At 60.6% G+C, this 14,625-nt stretch carries 13 protein-coding genes; 6 read left to right on the forward strand and 7 right to left on the reverse strand.

Annotation, left to right across the window (positions count from 1 at the left end; all coding sequences use genetic code 11):
• The first annotated feature begins 276 nt into the window (after window positions 1–276).
• On the forward strand, window positions 277–690 hold the full coding sequence (gene msrB, locus ACOI7Z_RS06655) for a peptide-methionine (R)-S-oxide reductase MsrB (protein ID WP_004203786.1): 414 nt from the start codon (window positions 277–279) through the stop codon (window positions 688–690).
• A gap of 43 nt (window positions 691–733) precedes the next feature.
• Complete coding sequence (locus ACOI7Z_RS06660; RefSeq protein ID WP_004203787.1) at window positions 734–1,012, forward strand: YeaC family protein; 279 nt, start codon at window positions 734–736, stop codon at window positions 1,010–1,012.
• A gap of 94 nt (window positions 1,013–1,106) precedes the next feature.
• On the opposite strand, the gene yajD is transcribed toward ACOI7Z_RS06660, so the two are convergent.
• From yajD to sppA, 5 genes are all read right to left on the reverse strand, one after another.
• Window positions 1,107–1,451, reverse strand: a complete 345-nt coding sequence (yajD, locus tag ACOI7Z_RS06665; RefSeq protein ID WP_002901254.1) for an HNH nuclease YajD — start codon at window positions 1,449–1,451, stop codon at window positions 1,107–1,109.
• Between the two features lie 160 nt (window positions 1,452–1,611).
• A complete protein-coding gene (locus tag ACOI7Z_RS06670) occupies window positions 1,612–2,865 on the reverse strand; it encodes a glycoside hydrolase family 18 protein (RefSeq protein ID WP_032452507.1) in 1,254 nt (417 codons plus the stop codon).
• Window positions 2,866–3,035: 170 nt separating this feature from the next.
• On the reverse strand, window positions 3,036–3,677 hold the full coding sequence (gene pncA, locus ACOI7Z_RS06675) for a bifunctional nicotinamidase/pyrazinamidase (protein WP_048334778.1): 642 nt from the start codon (window positions 3,675–3,677) through the stop codon (window positions 3,036–3,038).
• Between the two features lie 9 nt (window positions 3,678–3,686).
• Window positions 3,687–4,706 carry an asparaginase gene (gene ansA, locus ACOI7Z_RS06680; protein ID WP_023289277.1) on the reverse strand — a complete coding sequence of 340 codons (1,020 nt, stop codon included), beginning with the start codon at window positions 4,704–4,706 and terminating at the stop codon, window positions 3,687–3,689.
• Between the two features lie 138 nt (window positions 4,707–4,844).
• On the reverse strand, window positions 4,845–6,698 hold the full coding sequence (gene sppA / locus ACOI7Z_RS06685; RefSeq protein WP_004203792.1) for a signal peptide peptidase SppA: 1,854 nt from the start codon (window positions 6,696–6,698) through the stop codon (window positions 4,845–4,847).
• Window positions 6,699–6,864: 166 nt separating this feature from the next.
• On the opposite strand from sppA, the gene ACOI7Z_RS06690 reads away from it, so the two are divergent.
• On the forward strand, window positions 6,865–7,416 hold the full coding sequence (locus ACOI7Z_RS06690; protein WP_023289278.1) for an NAD(P)H nitroreductase: 552 nt from the start codon (window positions 6,865–6,867) through the stop codon (window positions 7,414–7,416).
• Window positions 7,417–8,074: 658 nt separating this feature from the next.
• On the opposite strand, the gene phoC is transcribed toward ACOI7Z_RS06690, so the two are convergent.
• Window positions 8,075–8,821: an acid phosphatase PhoC gene (gene phoC / locus ACOI7Z_RS06695; protein WP_087848724.1), complete on the reverse strand. Its 747-nt coding sequence runs from the start codon at window positions 8,819–8,821 to the stop codon at window positions 8,075–8,077.
• 225 nt (window positions 8,822–9,046) lie between these two features.
• Here phoC and selD point away from each other — a divergent pair, with 225 nt between their 5' ends.
• The 3 genes from selD to ACOI7Z_RS06710 all read left to right on the forward strand — a co-directional run bounded on the left by selD (window position 9,047) and on the right by ACOI7Z_RS06710 (window position 13,196).
• Window positions 9,047–10,090 carry a selenide, water dikinase SelD gene (gene selD / locus ACOI7Z_RS06700; RefSeq protein WP_087848725.1) on the forward strand — a complete coding sequence of 348 codons (1,044 nt, stop codon included), beginning with the start codon at window positions 9,047–9,049 and terminating at the stop codon, window positions 10,088–10,090.
• Between the two features lie 4 nt (window positions 10,091–10,094).
• Window positions 10,095–12,041 carry a DNA topoisomerase III gene (locus ACOI7Z_RS06705; protein WP_023289280.1) on the forward strand — a complete coding sequence of 649 codons (1,947 nt, stop codon included), beginning with the start codon at window positions 10,095–10,097 and terminating at the stop codon, window positions 12,039–12,041.
• Between the two features lie 174 nt (window positions 12,042–12,215).
• Window positions 12,216–13,196 carry an NAD(P)H-quinone oxidoreductase gene (locus ACOI7Z_RS06710; protein ID WP_087848726.1) on the forward strand — a complete coding sequence of 327 codons (981 nt, stop codon included), beginning with the start codon at window positions 12,216–12,218 and terminating at the stop codon, window positions 13,194–13,196.
• A 43-nt stretch (window positions 13,197–13,239) separates the two neighbouring features.
• On the opposite strand, the gene gdhA is transcribed toward ACOI7Z_RS06710, so the two are convergent.
• A complete protein-coding gene (gdhA, locus tag ACOI7Z_RS06715) occupies window positions 13,240–14,583 on the reverse strand; it encodes an NADP-specific glutamate dehydrogenase (protein ID WP_087848727.1) in 1,344 nt (447 codons plus the stop codon).
• Window positions 14,584–14,625: the final 42 nt, after the last annotated feature.

The raw sequence follows: 14,625 nt of genomic DNA on the forward strand, positions 1-14,625 counted from the left end.
GCAGCGTCAAGCGGAATCGTGTCAATCATTGCGACAAATCAATCCTGAGCACACCTTGCGCGATTGATTTGCCTCACTCTCCCTTTGAGCCCAATTCCATATGGGGGCTGCGCGCGGAATTTTAAAGGGCATTTAAGATAAAAACGTGATTTAAGTCACAATTATCTGGCTGCCTGTGGGCACCGGATAAGTTTAGAACAAAAGTGTACGCTTCATTGTTAATGTTTTGTTAGAATTGGGGCGAAAGTTGTCCATTGCAAAGCGAGATGTAAGCCCATGGCGAATAAACCCTCCCCGGAAGAGCTGAAAAACGGCTTGAGCGAAATGCAGTTTTACGTGACCCAACATCATGGCACCGAACCGCCTTTCACCGGACGGCTGCTGCACAACAAGAAAAATGGCGTGTATCACTGCCTGGTGTGCGATGCGCCGCTGTTCAACTCCCAGACCAAATACGACTCCGGCTGCGGCTGGCCGAGCTTCTACGAGCCGGTAAGCGAAGAGGCCATTCGCTATCTGGACGACAGCTCCCACGGCATGCAGCGCATTGAGATCCGCTGCGGAAATTGTGATGCCCATCTCGGTCACGTGTTTCCGGATGGCCCGCAGCCGACCGGCGAGCGCTATTGTGTCAATTCGGCGTCGCTCAGCTTCACCGATGAGCAGAACGGCGAGCAGATTAAGGGCTGAAGAAACGATTCAGCAAATTATTCCAGGTGGAGGTGAGCGGAAGATGGATATTGAACAAATTATCGACAGCATGACCCCGGAAGTGTATCAGCGTCTGGCGACGGCGGTAGAGCTGGGAAAATGGCCGGATGGCGTGGCGCTGACGCCGGAGCAGAAGGAAAATAGCCTGCAGCTGGTGATGCTGTGGCAGGCCCGGTATAACACCGACGCCCAGCATATGACCATCGACACCCGCGGGCAGATGGTGATGAAGAGCAAACAGCAGCTGAAGGAAGATTTCGGCATCGTGCCGAAGCCGATCGCCACCGTGAAGTTGCAATAAACCGCCGGCCGGCGGGGAGACGTACCGGCGTCGGCTGATCCGGCGCCGGACAAGGGTAGCGTCAATGACCGCGCCCGGCGGTCAGTCGCTTCGCTTACTTTTTATTCATCATCGCTTTCAGGTCGGCAAACGGGTTGTAGGTGGCCTCGCCGACGCTCTTTTGCGCATCTTCGCCCGCTACCACCGTGGAGCCATACTGATCGGCTTCGGTGTACTTGGAATGTTCGTGATCGTGACAGTAAAGGCACAACATCTCCCAGTTGCTGCCATCTTCCGGGTTATTGGAGTGGTCGTGATCGATATGGTGCACCGTCAGCTCGCGCAGATTGGAGTAGACAAACTCCCGTGAGCAGCGTCCGCATACCCAGGGAAAGAGCTTGAGCGCCTTTTCGCGGTAACCCACTTCCAGACGTGCGTAATTTTTGGGGATATAGGCCATGGCCCCCTGCCTCCTGTCAAACGGTTAAGCTGCGCCAGCCCCTGGCGCAGCGGATAACAGGCATCATAACCTATCCCGGGCGGCGCGATATACCTGCATTGCCGGCGATGCTGCCTGCGTCACGCCGCCCGGCGGCGGCGATGCGGCGGAACAGCCGCGATTAGTGTTTGATCCCCAGCGATTCCGCCAGCTGGCGGGCCAGCTGGTTCTGGTCATCGGCGCCATACTCCCAGAACATCGCTCCGGCGAGGCCTTTCGCCTTGATGTAGTCCGCTTTAATGGCTACCGAGCGCGGGTTCTCGTAGGAGAGGGCGAACAGCGGCTTGCCCTCCGCGGACTGCACCGACAGCCACGGGACTTTCGCCTCATCGTCCCAGTGCTCGGTAAAGCGTTTCTGCGGATCGTTGAGCAATTTGCCCACGATATCATTGTATTTCACGTAGGTGTCTTTGCTCAGGTCATAGCCCAGCGAGGCAAACAGCGCGATCTGCTGGGGACCAAAATAGGGCTGGGTGACCGGGTTCTTTTGCGCATCCGCTTTACTCCAGTCAATCCCCGGCTCGACCGCCCGTTTCGGCACCCGGCCATAAAAACCAATCCCGAGGTTCATCTGGCTGGGTTTAAGCCCGGCGGCCAGGTAATTGTTGACCACAAAATCGGCGCTGTATTTATCCGCCGCGGCGACCGTCGGCCAGTGGCTGGAGTCATACAGGTTCGAGTTGAAGTACTGCGTGCCGTAGGCCATGTCGTAGGTCATCAGGTTGATGTAGTCGAGCGATGACGCAATCGCTTTAACGTCCACCCAGCTTTTCGGGCTTTCGGCGTTGGCGCCCACGGCGATAGTGACCAGTTTCCTGGTACCAAACGCTGCGCGCAGCTCTTTTAACAGCGCGGTAAAGTTATCGCGATCGGCCGGTTGACTGGCAACCAGCCCCCAGGCGCCGTTGACCGGAAACTCCCAGTCGAGGTCAATCCCATCCAGACCATATTTTTCAACAATTTCCTGCGCAGACTGAATAAATACCTTCCGGGTTTCTTTGCTAGCCGCCGCGCCGGAGAAACCGCGCGCCCCCCAGCCGCCGACCGACAGCAGGACTTTGAGGTCCGGGTTCTGTTTACGCAGAGCCGGGAGCTTTTGCAGATCCGCCTGCACCTTCGGCGAGAGCCAGATCTCGTGCAGATGAGCAGGATCCTTCAGGGCTGCGTTGGTCTCGTCTTTTTCATCGTTATAGATAAGGCCAAACGAGTAGTTGAGATGGGTGATCTGCCGGACGTCCAGCTTGTCGATATCCCCGCCCGGCCCGGCAGTGACGTCGCCGCCGCCGTTGAAATAGCCGACGGACATCAGCGGTTGGGCAGAGAGCGCGGAAGCGCAAAGCAGGGGCAAGGCTGCCAGCAAGGGCAAACGTTTCATAGTGGTTCCTCTTTGACATAAAAAAATAACCGCGCCACGGAAATGGCGTGGCGAAAAAACAGCCTTGCCAGACTACCAGCAATAACCTGTTGAAACTGCGAGAGAGTTCAATTTATGGACGATAACGAAGCGGCAGAAGAAGCCCCGGCGCGGGCGCGCCGGGGAAGGGATCAGGCGTGGGTTTCCCGCCAGTCGTCGAGGGTATAGAGCGTGGCGCCTGCGGCGGCCATCTCCATAAACGCCTGGCTGCTGTCCTGCGGCTGAAGATTCACCCCGCGGCAGCCGTCGGTGATGACGTTGACCGCGTAGCCCAGCGCCAGGGCATCCAGCACGGTGAACTTAACGCAATAATCGGTGGCGAGGCCGAGCACGGTCAGCTCCACGATCCCCTGACCGCGCAGCCAGCCGTCCAGTTCAGTTTTCTGCCGGTGACCGTTGTCAAAAAAAGCGCTGTAGCTGTCAATGACCCGGTTTTGCCCTTTGTGGAACACGGCGGCGATGGCCTGCTGCTTGAGCAGTGGATGCAGCGCCGCGCCTTCGCTGTGCTGAACGCAGTGATCCGGCCAGAAAGTTTGCGCCAGGCCATCCAGGTCGCCCTGGGTGTAGGGTTCCACCTGGTGCTGGCTGGCGAAGCTGCCGTGATCCGCCGGATGCCAGTCCTGGCTGGCGACGATGGGCTCGCCGCGCGCCAGGCTCCAGTCGATAAGCGCATTGGCCACCTCGACGGTACTATCGCCTTCAGGAACCGCCAGCGCGCCGCCGGCGCAGAAGTCGTTCTGCAAATCAACCAGTAACAGCGCTCGATGCGCCATACGTCCTCCTTAAGCTTCGTCAGGGGTCAGTTCGCCACGCAGATTCTGCTGCATCGCCGCGCGAATGGCGTCAACGTCCAGCTGCTGGCTCAGCAGATAGTGTAGCTTGGTCAGCGTCGCTTCCACCGTCATATCGAAACCACTGATGACTCCCGCCTGGGCGAGGGCATTGCCGGTGGCATAGCCGCCCATGTTCACTTTCCCGGACATACACTGCGTCAAGTTGACCACCACAATGCCGCGCTGGCTGGCTTCCGCCAGCACCTGAATAAACTCGCCATTCTGCGGCGCATTGCCGACGCCGTAGGAGCGGAGGATCAGCGCTTTCACCGGCTGGCGCAGGAAATTACGCACCACGTCGGCGGAGATGCCAGGGTAAATCGTCACCACGCCAATCGGCTGCGGGGTGATGGGGTGCACGATAAGCTCACCGCGGCCCTGCGGCGCCGGCGGGGTACCGAGACGGCGGATATGGATCCCGGCCTCCAGCAGCGGCGCGAGGTTTGGCGAGGCGAAGGCGTCAAAGCCGTCGGCATGGGCTTTAGTGGTACGGTTGCCGCGGAACAGCCGATTGTTGAAGAACAGCGCCACTTCGTTAATCGGATAGTTGGCGGCGACGTACAGGGCATTGAGCAGGTTGATCTGGCCGTCGGAGCGCAGCTCGGCCAGCGGGATTTGTGACCCTGTCACAATCACCGGTTTGCCGAGGTTTTCCAGCATGAATGACAGCGCAGAGGCGGTAAACGCCATGGTGTCGGTACCGTGGAGGATCACAAAGCCATCATACTCCTCGTAATGGCTGCGGATATCGTCGGCGATGTGCTGCCAGTCCTCAGGAGTCATATCGGATGAATCCATCAGCGGATGGTATTCATGGATCGTGAAGTCCGGCATCTCCGGGCGATGGAACTCAGGCATCAGCGCCAGCTGACGCTGGAGATGGCCGGAAACGGGTACATAGCCGTGTTCAGAGCGCTGCATACCGATGGTCCCACCGGTGTAGGCAACGTAAATCGATTTTTTTTGCATAGCATCGCTTAGGTTGGTCGTAGACAGGCGCAGTATAAAGAGACGGAGGAAAAAATACAGTGTTGGCCGCTCGCTTTGTGGCGGCGCTGGCAGGTGCGGAAAAAAGGCTGCCCCGGGAGACGGGGCAGCCGCTGCGTATTAACGGATGTTGGCGCAGGTCAGGCAGAAGGCATAGCGGTTCTGCGGGTCGTTAAACGCCGCCAGCTTGTCGCTTTCGGCTTTCACCGTCTCGGCTGCCGCGGCCACCGGCGCAGGCAGCCAGGCCTGAATGGCGGCCGGCAGCGAGGCGCGTACCGAACCGGTCAGGCTGTCCAGCACCATCGAGAAGAAGGTGGGCTCTTCCTGATAGTAGTTGAGGTGCCAGGTTTTCAGCTTCGCCAGCTCGGCGGCCTTGGCCACCGCGTCGTCGAAGTCGCCGAGGCTGTCGACAAGACCGTTGGCTTTGGCATCTTCCCCGGTCCAGACGTGGCCCTGGGCAATCTGGTCGATTTTCTCCGGCGTGCTCTTACGCGCGTTAGCTACCAGGGTGATAAAGCGTTGATAGCCGTTCTCAATGCTCAACTGCATCAGCTGCTGCACTTCCGGCGGCAGCGCTTTGGTGCTGGAGATATCCGCCAGCGGCGACGTGGCGACGCCGTCGGTATGGACGCCAATCGACCCGAGGGTGTTTTCCACGGTGTTGATCACCCCAAAGATGCCGATGGAGCCGGTGAGGGTGCTTGGGTTCGCGACAATGTAGTCCGCCGGCGTGGAGATCCAGTAGCCGCCGGAGGCCGCCATGCCGCCCATTGAAACGACCACCGGTTTACCCGCGGCTTTGGCCGCCGCCAGCTCTTCGCGAATGATTTCCGAGGCGGTCACGCTGCCGCCCGGGCTGTTGACGCGCAGGACGATGGCCTTAATTTTCGGGTCGAGGCGCGCATCGCGAATTTGCGCAGCGGTGGTGTCGCCGCCGACGTTGCCCGGGGTCTCCTCGCCGTCCATGATGGCGCCGTTGGCGAAGATCACCGCGATGGCGGAACCCTGGTCAGACGGTGTCTTCACGTTGTAGTCGTAATAGCTGATCGCCCGGTAATTGTTATCCGCTTTGCTCCAGCCAAACTGTTTGGTCAGCGCCTTTTCCACTTCCGTGGAGGTCGCCAGCTCATCCACCAGCTTATTGTCCAGCGCATATTTCGCCGTATCGCCGCCCACCTTACGCAGGCCATCGATAATGCCCTGGGCGCCCGGGAAGAGCTGCTGGGCGGTGATCTGCCGGTTGGCGGCGATGGTGTTGAGGTAGTTCTGCCACAGTTCGCCAATCCAGCGGCTGTCCGCTTCGCGGGCGGCAGGGGACATGTCATCGCGAATGAAAGGCTCGACGGCGGATTTATAGGTGCCGACGCGGAAGACATGGGTGGAGACTTTCAGCTTATCCAGCAGCGACTTGTAGTACAGCCCGTTGGTGGCGAAGCCGTGCAGGTCCACCTCGCCCTGCGGAGAGAGCCAGATTTTGTTGGCAAAGCTCGCCAGGTAGTACTGGCCCTGGCTGTAGCTGCTGCCGACGGCATACACCGGTTTGCCGCTGTCGCGGAATTCGCGCAGCGCTTTACCGATGTACTGCATGGAGGGCTGATCGCCGCCGACGAAGTTTTTCAGATCCAGCACAATACCGGTGATATTACGGTCATCCTTCGCCTGACGGATGGTCTGCACGATATCGAACAGAGAATTCTCCTGCAGACGGTCCGAGCTGGCGCCAAACAGTTGGCGGCCAATTACGCCGAGCTTGCTGCTGGCGGACGGTTTATCCACCACCACGCCGGTAATATCCAGCAGCAGCGCGCCGCGCGCGGCATGTTCGCTGGTGGTGCTGCTGAACTGGCTCCAGATGCCGATACACACCAGCACCAGCACCAGGAAGATCGCATTGAGGGCCAGTTTGCGAATAAAGTTGAGTATCCGCCACGTCCATTTAAAAAAGCTGGCAATCAGTCGCCAAAGGGTTCGCATGTATTCTCCCTAACGTTATCTAAAAATGGGCAGGCCGCAGGGGCCGCCGCGTCTGGCTATCCTAAAGAGTGAGCCGTCGGTTGTCAGCAGGAATCACCGACCGCGCTGTAACAAAATCCTTGTGCATGTTAATTTTATGAAAAATGACATCACAGGAGTTATACAGATGGATGCTCTCGACCTACTGCTTAATCGCCGCAGCGCTTCCCGCCTGGCGGAACCGGCCCCGGCCGGCGAACAGCTGGAAAACATTCTGCGCGCCGGGCTGCGCGCCCCGGATCATGGCGCCCTGCAGCCGTGGCGCTTTTTCATTATCGCCGATGACGGCCGCGAACGCTTTAGTCAGCTGCTGGAAAAGGGGGCCCGGGAGGCCGGCCAGGATGAGAAGGGCATAGAGAAAGCCCGCAATGCGCCGTTTCGCGCGCCGCTGATCATTACCGTAGTGGCGCGCTGTGAAGACCACCCGAAGGTGCCGCGCTGGGAGCAGGAGATGTCCGCTGGCTGCGCGGTGATGGCGATGCAGATGGCGGCCCTGGCCCAGGGATTCAACGGCATCTGGCGCAGCGGAGCATTGACCGAGAGCCCGGTGGTGCGGGCCGGCTTCGGGTGCCGCGAGCAGGATAAAATCGTCGGCTTCCTCTATCTGGGCACGCCGCAGCTGAAAGCCTCAACCACCATTGCCCTGCCGGATACCGCGCCGTTTGTGACGCGATTCTGAGTCAGCGCGTGTTACGCCGGGTGGCGGCTGCGCCTTACCCGGCCTACATTCGTACGACCTGTCGTTAATTTATTCACCATAGTTGCTGAAACTGCCGGTGCTGGCGGCCTCAAAATCGCTGAGACGTTCCCGGAAGGCCGGGGCAGCCCGCATGGATGCGGGCTGAGGGCCGTGTTTTGCACGGACGCTGCCTCGGCCCGACCCGAAGCCTGCAGGGATAAGTCGAAGGTACCACGCAGTGGCGATTTTGCTGGCCGGAGCCCGGGGGTACAGGGGGCGGCGGCGACTGGCCGCCCCCTGTGCGCTCCCTGCGCCATGCCAGACATAACGCAGAGGATATATCGGGAGCGCCATCTGCCCGGACATAACACAGGAGTGGTAGCCCTGCTAAGCGCAGCGCGAGCAGGGAAATTTACGATTGTGCCGTTATTTCGCCGGGTGGCGGCTGCGTCTTACCCGGCCTACATAACCATCCCGATATCAGACGGTTACCCCTCAATGTAGGCCCGCGCAAGCACAGCGCCGCCGGGCGATGGCAGCAGGCTCGGAGTCGCATCTATGCCGGGCGGCGGCGTGTGCCGGACCCGGCCTGCAGCCCCAAAGGTAGCCCGGATAAGGCGCGCCAGGCGCCGTATCCGGGAGTTCAACGGCGCTGACGTTACTTCTGCGTTTTGGCGAATTCGTCTTTGGCTTTCTGCAACTGCTGCTGGAAGGCCGGGTTGGTGTGCAGCGTGGCGACCACCGCGGAGCCGACGATGCGCGCCGCATCGACATCGCTCTGCCAGTGATAGCCGCAGATCACCCTGCTCTCGCCGAGCTCATAGCCGCGCTTCAAAATTTCGTTCTGCCGCTGCGGGTTGATCTCCGCCAGCACCAGGGCGGTGGCCCAGCCGATGGAGGTATGCCCGGATGGGTAAGAGCCGTTTTTCGCCAGCTTGTCCTGCTCGGTGGTGTTGCAGGTGGAGACACCGTAGAAGGCAAACGGGCGAATGCGCATATACTTCTCTTTCGCGCCGCGGGTCGCCAGATCGCCGGCGTCTTCAATCATATTGGTCAACAGCTTATGGAGCTGCGGCGCGTCCTTTTCGGTGATCGGCGAGCCAAAGGCGCTGGAGAAGGCGTTAGCCACGCCGCCCGCGCTGAGGTTGGCATCCTCTGCCGCCAGCTTCCCGCGCTCGGTGTTGCGCAGCAGGCGCCCCTGCTCATACATCGCCTGATCGTTTAAGAACGCGATACTGCCCACCGCCGGCGGCGGCGGCAACAGCGCCAGGCTGTCGATGGCCTGGGCATTGGTCAGATAGTAGAGATCGGGCTTGGTGGTGACATCGTTACCGGGGGGAACCAGCGCGAAGGCGTTAACGGAGAAGAAACTGGCCAGGCAAATGGCAAGAACACGCTTTTTCATTAGAATTTCCTTACGTCATAATCATTCCAGAGAAGACAGTCTTGGGTTGTCACATTTCTGTCATCTTTAAGTAAAAGTGAAAATGGTCGGGAAAAAATTGCCGCGTCTCGCAAAAACGGCTTTTTGTCTGCTTAATGAGCAACCATACGCGATTTCAGACTGTCGTACTTACCACCCTGACGTTTGGGCGCTAACATAGCGGGATTGCAATGACAGGAGATGTCCATGAGCGAGCAAGCCATTCGTTTAACGCAATACAGCCACGGAGCCGGTTGTGGTTGTAAAATTTCCCCGAAAGTGCTGGAAACCATCCTGCATAGCGAGCAGACGAAGTTTGTCGACCCGAACCTGCTTGTCGGCAACGAAACCAGCGATGATGCCGCCGTTTACGATCTTGGTAATGGCACGTCAATCGTCAGCACCACCGACTTCTTTATGCCGATTGTCGATAATCCGTTCGACTTTGGCCGCATTGCCGCCACTAACGCCATCAGCGATATTTTCGCCATGGGCGGGAAACCGATTATGGCGATTGCCATTCTCGGCTGGCCGATCAACACCCTGGCGCCGGAAATCGCCCGCGACGTGGTGGAGGGCGGGCGCTTTGCCTGCCAGCAGGCCGGGATCGCGCTGGCGGGCGGCCACTCCATTGATGCTCCTGAGCCGATCTTTGGTCTGGCGGTCACCGGCGTGGTGCCCACCGAGCGCATCAAGAAAAACAGCACCGCGCAGGCGGGCTGCAAACTGTATCTCACCAAACCGCTGGGGATCGGCGTGTTGACCACCGCGGAGAAAAAATCGCTGCTCAAGCCAGAGCATCAGGGGCTGGCGACGGAGACCATGTGCCAGATGAACCTCGCCGGCGCCGCGTTTGCCGCTATCGACGGGGTGAAGGCGATGACCGACGTCACCGGCTTTGGCCTGCTCGGCCACCTCAGCGAGGTGTGCCGCGGGGCCGGCGTGCAGGCGCAACTGCGCTATGCCGATATCCCGAAACTGCTGGGGGTGGAGGAGTATATCGCCGCCGGCGCGGTGCCGGGCGGCACCGGACGCAACTTTGCCAGCTACGGCCATTTGATGGGCGAGATGCCGACGGCGTGGCGCGATCTGCTGTGCGACCCACAGACCTCAGGCGGTCTGCTGCTGGCGGTGACCCCGGAGGCGGAGGCGGAAGTCCAGGCCGCCGCGGCGGAGTTCGGTATTAAGCTGGCCGCCATCGGCGAGTTGGTGACCGCCCGTGGCGGGCGACCGATGATCGAGATCCGTTGATTCGATGCGGTTGTTTATTGCAGAAAAACCGAGTCTCGGTCGGGCTATCGCCGATGTGTTGCCTAAACCGCACCGCAAAGGCGATGGCTATATTGAGTGCGGCAACGGGCAGGTGGTGACCTGGTGTATCGGTCACCTGCTGGAGCAGGCGCAGCCGGACGTCTATGACAGTCGCTATGCCCGCTGGAATCTCACCGACCTGCCGATTGTGCCGGAGAAATGGCAGCTGCAGCCAAAACCTTCGGTCACCAAACAGCTGAATGTGATCAAGCGCCTGCTCGGCGACGCCGAGGAGGTTATCCACGCTGGCGACCCCGACCGTGAAGGGCAACTGCTGGTGGACGAGGTCCTCGACTACCTGCAGCTGGCGCCGGAGAAGCGCCAGCAGGTGCAGCGCTGTCTGATAAACGATCTCAACCCGCAGGCGGTGGAGCGGGCGATCAACCGCCTGCGCGCCAACAGCGAGTTTGTGCCGCTTTGCGTGTCGGCGCTGGCGCGGGCGCGCGCCGACTGGCTGTACGGCATCAATATGACGCGGGCCTATACTCTGCTGGGGCGCAACGCCGGCTATCAGGGGGTGCTCTCCGTGGGGCGGGTGCAGACCCCGGTGCTCGGCCTGGTGGTGCGCCGCGATGAAGAGATTGAAAACTTCGTCGCCAAAGATTTCTTCGACGTCAAAGCGCATATCGTCACGCCGCAGGAGGAGCGCTTTGTCGCGACCTGGGTGCCGAGCGAAGCTTGCGAACCTTACCAGGATGAAGAAGGGCGCCTGCTGCATCGTCCGCTGGCCGAGCACGTGGTTAAGCGTATCGAAGGCCAGCCGGCGCTGGTGACCGGCTATAACGATAAGCGCGATTCCGAACCCGCGCCGCTGCCGTTTTCGCTGTCGGCGCTGCAGATTGAGGCGGCCAAACGTTTCGGCTTCAGCGCGCAAAACGTGCTGGATATCTGCCAGAAGCTGTATGAAACCCACAAGCTCATCACCTATCCGCGTTCGGACAGTCGCTACCTGCCGGAAGAGCATTTCGCCGGCCGCCATGCGGTGCTGAATGCGATTGCCGTCCATGCGGCGGATCTGCTGCCGCAGCCGGTGGTGGATCCGGAGATCCGCAACCGCTGCTGGGATGATAAAAAGGTCGACGCGCACCATGCGATTATCCCGACCGCCCGCAGCAGCCAGGTCAAACTCACCGATAACGAAGCGAAGGTCTACACCCTGATCGCCCGGCAGTATCTGATGCAGTTCTGCCCTGACGCGGTGTTCCGTAAATGCCAGATTGACCTTGAGATCGCCAACGGCAAATTTGTCGCTAAAGCGCGTTTTCTGGCCGAGGCGGGCTGGCGGACGCTGCTTGGCAGCAAAGAGCGCGATGAAGAGAACGACGGCACGCCGCTGCCGGTGGTGGCCAAAGGCGATGAACTGCTGTGCGAGAGGGGCGAGGTGGTGGAGCGCCAGACGCAGCCGCCGCGCCACTTTACCGACGCCACGCTGCTGTCGGCGATGACCGGGATTGCCCGCTTCGTGCAGGATAAAGATCTGAAGAAGATCCTCCGCGCCACCGACGGCCTCGGCACCGAAGCAACCCGCGCCGGGATTATCGAACTGCTGTTTAAGCGCGGTTTCCTGAGCAAAAAGGGGCGCTATATTCACTCCTCGGAGGCCGGAAGGGCGCTGATTCATTCCCTGCCGGAGATGGCCGGGCGACCGGACATGACCGCCCACTGGGAGTCGGTATTGACGCAAATCAGCGAGAAACAGTGCCGCTATCAGGACTTTATGCAGCCGCTGGTGGGGACGCTGTATCAGCTGATCGAGCAGGCGCGCAGCACCCCGGTGCGCCAGTTCCGCGGTCTGGTGGCGCCTGGCGGGGCGAAAAAATCCTTCAGTAAGGGCAAAGGCAAAGCGAAAGGCAAAAAAGCGGCAGACGATGCCGCGCCGCCGCCGCAATAACCCGCCCGGCGGCCGCGAGGATGCGCTTCCCCGCGGCCGCCGTTTCTCCCCCCGCCAGGTCAATGGTCTACACTAAACAGCCGGGAAGGGGTTGACGACCCCCTCAGAACAGGGATGCCCATTGCCCTTCCCGATGCCGTTGCTCATTTCTCTCCCAGGCGATAAGGAGGACCCGTGAAATATATCGCTATCAGCCAACCGGGCGGCCCGGAAGTATTGCAGATCCGCGAAGGTGAGATCCCCACCGTCGGGGTGCATGAGGTGCTCATCGAGGTGAAAGCGGCGGGCGTCAACCGGCCGGATATTCTGCAGCGCCAGGGGCTGTATCCCATGCCTGAGGGCGTCACCCCCGTGCCCGGCCTCGAGGTGGCGGGCGTGGTCGTGAAGGTCGGCGCGCAGGTCACGACCTTTGCCCCCGGGGATCGCGTCTGTGCGCTCACCAACGGCGGCGGGTATGCCGAATACTGCGCCGTCCCGGCAGGCCAGACGCTGCCGATCCCGGCGGGCCTCAGCTTTAGCGAAGCGGCCGCCATTCCGGAAACCTTCTTCACGGTGTGGGCGAACGTTTTCCAGCTCGGTAAGCTGCAGTCCGGCGAGAGCATTCTGATCCACGGCGGCGCCAGCGGGATTGGCACCACCGCGGCCCAGCTGTGTCACGCGCTGGGGATGAGCGTCTATGCCACCGTCGGCCAGGACGAAAAAATTGCCGCGCTGCGACCCTACGCCACGGCGATCAACTACAAAACCGAAGATTTCGCAGAGAAAATTCACCAACTGACCAACGATGAAGGGGTGGATGTCATTCTGGATATCGTGGGCGGCCCTTACTTTAACCGCAACCTGGGGCTACTGAAAAAGGATGGACGGCTGGTGATCATCGGCTTTATGGGCGGGCGAATCGCTCATGAGGTGGATATTCAGACCCTGATGCTCAAGCGGGCCACGGTCACCGGCTCCACCATGCGCGGCCGGACGGCGGCGGAGAAACAGGAGATTGCCGAGGCGCTGCGGCGCCACGTCTGGCCGCTGCTTGAGGCTGGGAAATGCAATCCGATGATCTACGCCAGCTACCCGATGGCGGAAATTGCCGAGGCGCATGCCTGTCTGGACAGTGGTCAGCATCTGGGGAAAGTGGTGATCACGATGACGTCGTGAGAGACATCCCGGCGGGCAGCCGCCGGGATGGTGTGAGGGGAGGTTAAATCACGCCCTGGGCCAGCATGGCATCCGCCACCTTGACGAAACCGGCGATATTGGCGCCGCGCACGTAGTTGGTCTGCTTCGCTTCACCGCCGTACTGCACGCAGGCATGGTGGATATCCAGCATGATGTGATGCAGACGGGCATCCACTTTTTCCGCTTTCCAGCCCATGCGCGCGGCGTTCTGCGCCATCTCCAGACCGGACGTCGCCACGCCGCCGGCGTTGGCCGCTTTGCCCGGGGCAAACAGCACGCCAGCTTCAAGGAACAGATCGGTCGCGGCGATGGTGGTCGGCATGTTGGCGCCTTCCGCCACGGCCTTCACGCCGTTGGCAATCAGCTGGCGGGCGGCATCGACGTCCAGTTCGTTCTGAGTGGCGCAAGGCAGGGCGATATCCACCGGCACTGACCATGGCTGCTGGCCTTCGAGATAGGTGAGGCCAAACTCGCGGGCGTAGTCGGCCACCCGGCCGTGGGCACGCTCTTTGATGTCGATCAGGCGGGCCAGTTTTTCTTTGGTGAAGCCTGCCTCGTCAACGACGGTGCCGTTGGAGTCGGAGGCGGTGACCACCCGCGCGCCAAGCTCCATCGCTTTCTCAATGGCGTATTGCGCGACGTTGCCGGAGCCGGAGACCGCCACGCGAGCGCCTTCGAAGCCGAGGCCGTGACGTTTGAGCATTGCTTCGGCGAAGTAGATCAGGCCGTAACCTGTGGCTTCCGGACGGATCAGGCTGCCGCCGAAGGAGAGGCCTTTACCGGTGAAGACGCAGGCGCTGTTGTTAGAGAGTTTGCGCATCATGCCGGCCATAAAGCCGACCTCGCGGCCGCCGACGCCGATATCGCCCGCCGGTACGTCGGTATCCGGGCCAAGATGGCGATAGAGCTCGGTCATCAGCGCCTGGCAGAAGCGCATCACTTCGCCATCGCTCTTGCCTTTAGGATCGAAATCGCTGCCGCCTTTCCCGCCGCCCATCGGCAGGGTGGTCAGGGCGTTTTTGAAGGTCTGCTCGAAGCCAAGGAATTTGAGAATCGACAGATTCACCGACGGATGGAAGCGCATCCCGCCCTTATACGGGCCGATGGCCGAGTTGAACTGCACGCGCCACGCGCGGTTGACCTGGACCTGATTGCGGTCGTCCACCCACACCACGCGGAACTGGATCACGCGCTCCGGTTCCACCAGACGTTCCAGCAAAGCAAGCTGACGATAGCGCGGATTTTCCTCAAGGAAAGGCCACAGGGTGGTCATGACCTCCCGGACGGCTTGAGCAAATTCGGTTTGATGAGGATCGCGCTGTTGAACGCGGGTGAGAAAGCCTTCCAGAGTGCACGTCTGATCCATAGATATAAGTTCCCCTTATGGTTGTGGTTGCGTGTATTTATT

Origin of the sequence: Klebsiella sp. C283 (assembly GCF_048822555.1) — a bacterium.
Taxonomy (GTDB): Bacteria; Pseudomonadota; Gammaproteobacteria; order Enterobacterales; family Enterobacteriaceae; genus Klebsiella; species Klebsiella quasipneumoniae.

Excerpts from the sequence above, each read along its gene's own strand:
- msrB (WP_004203786.1), top strand. The coding sequence starts at position 277 with ATGGCGAATAAACCCTCCCCGGAAGAGCTGAAAAACGGCTTGAGCGAA.
- ACOI7Z_RS06660 (WP_004203787.1), top strand. The coding sequence starts at position 734 with ATGGATATTGAACAAATTATCGACAGCATGACCCCGGAAGTGTATCAG.
- yajD (WP_002901254.1), bottom strand. The coding sequence starts at position 1,451 with ATGGCCTATATCCCCAAAAATTACGCACGTCTGGAAGTGGGTTACCGC.
- ACOI7Z_RS06670 (WP_032452507.1), bottom strand. The coding sequence starts at position 2,865 with ATGAAACGTTTGCCCTTGCTGGCAGCCTTGCCCCTGCTTTGCGCTTCC.
- pncA (WP_048334778.1), bottom strand. The coding sequence starts at position 3,677 with ATGGCGCATCGAGCGCTGTTACTGGTTGATTTGCAGAACGACTTCTGC.
- ansA (WP_023289277.1), bottom strand. The coding sequence starts at position 4,706 with ATGCAAAAAAAATCGATTTACGTTGCCTACACCGGTGGGACCATCGGT.
- sppA (WP_004203792.1), bottom strand. The coding sequence starts at position 6,698 with ATGCGAACCCTTTGGCGACTGATTGCCAGCTTTTTTAAATGGACGTGG.
- ACOI7Z_RS06690 (WP_023289278.1), top strand. The coding sequence starts at position 6,865 with ATGGATGCTCTCGACCTACTGCTTAATCGCCGCAGCGCTTCCCGCCTG.
- phoC (WP_087848724.1), bottom strand. The coding sequence starts at position 8,821 with ATGAAAAAGCGTGTTCTTGCCATTTGCCTGGCCAGTTTCTTCTCCGTT.
- selD (WP_087848725.1), top strand. The coding sequence starts at position 9,047 with ATGAGCGAGCAAGCCATTCGTTTAACGCAATACAGCCACGGAGCCGGT.
- ACOI7Z_RS06705 (WP_023289280.1), top strand. The coding sequence starts at position 10,095 with ATGCGGTTGTTTATTGCAGAAAAACCGAGTCTCGGTCGGGCTATCGCC.
- gdhA (WP_087848727.1), bottom strand. The coding sequence starts at position 14,583 with ATGGATCAGACGTGCACTCTGGAAGGCTTTCTCACCCGCGTTCAACAG.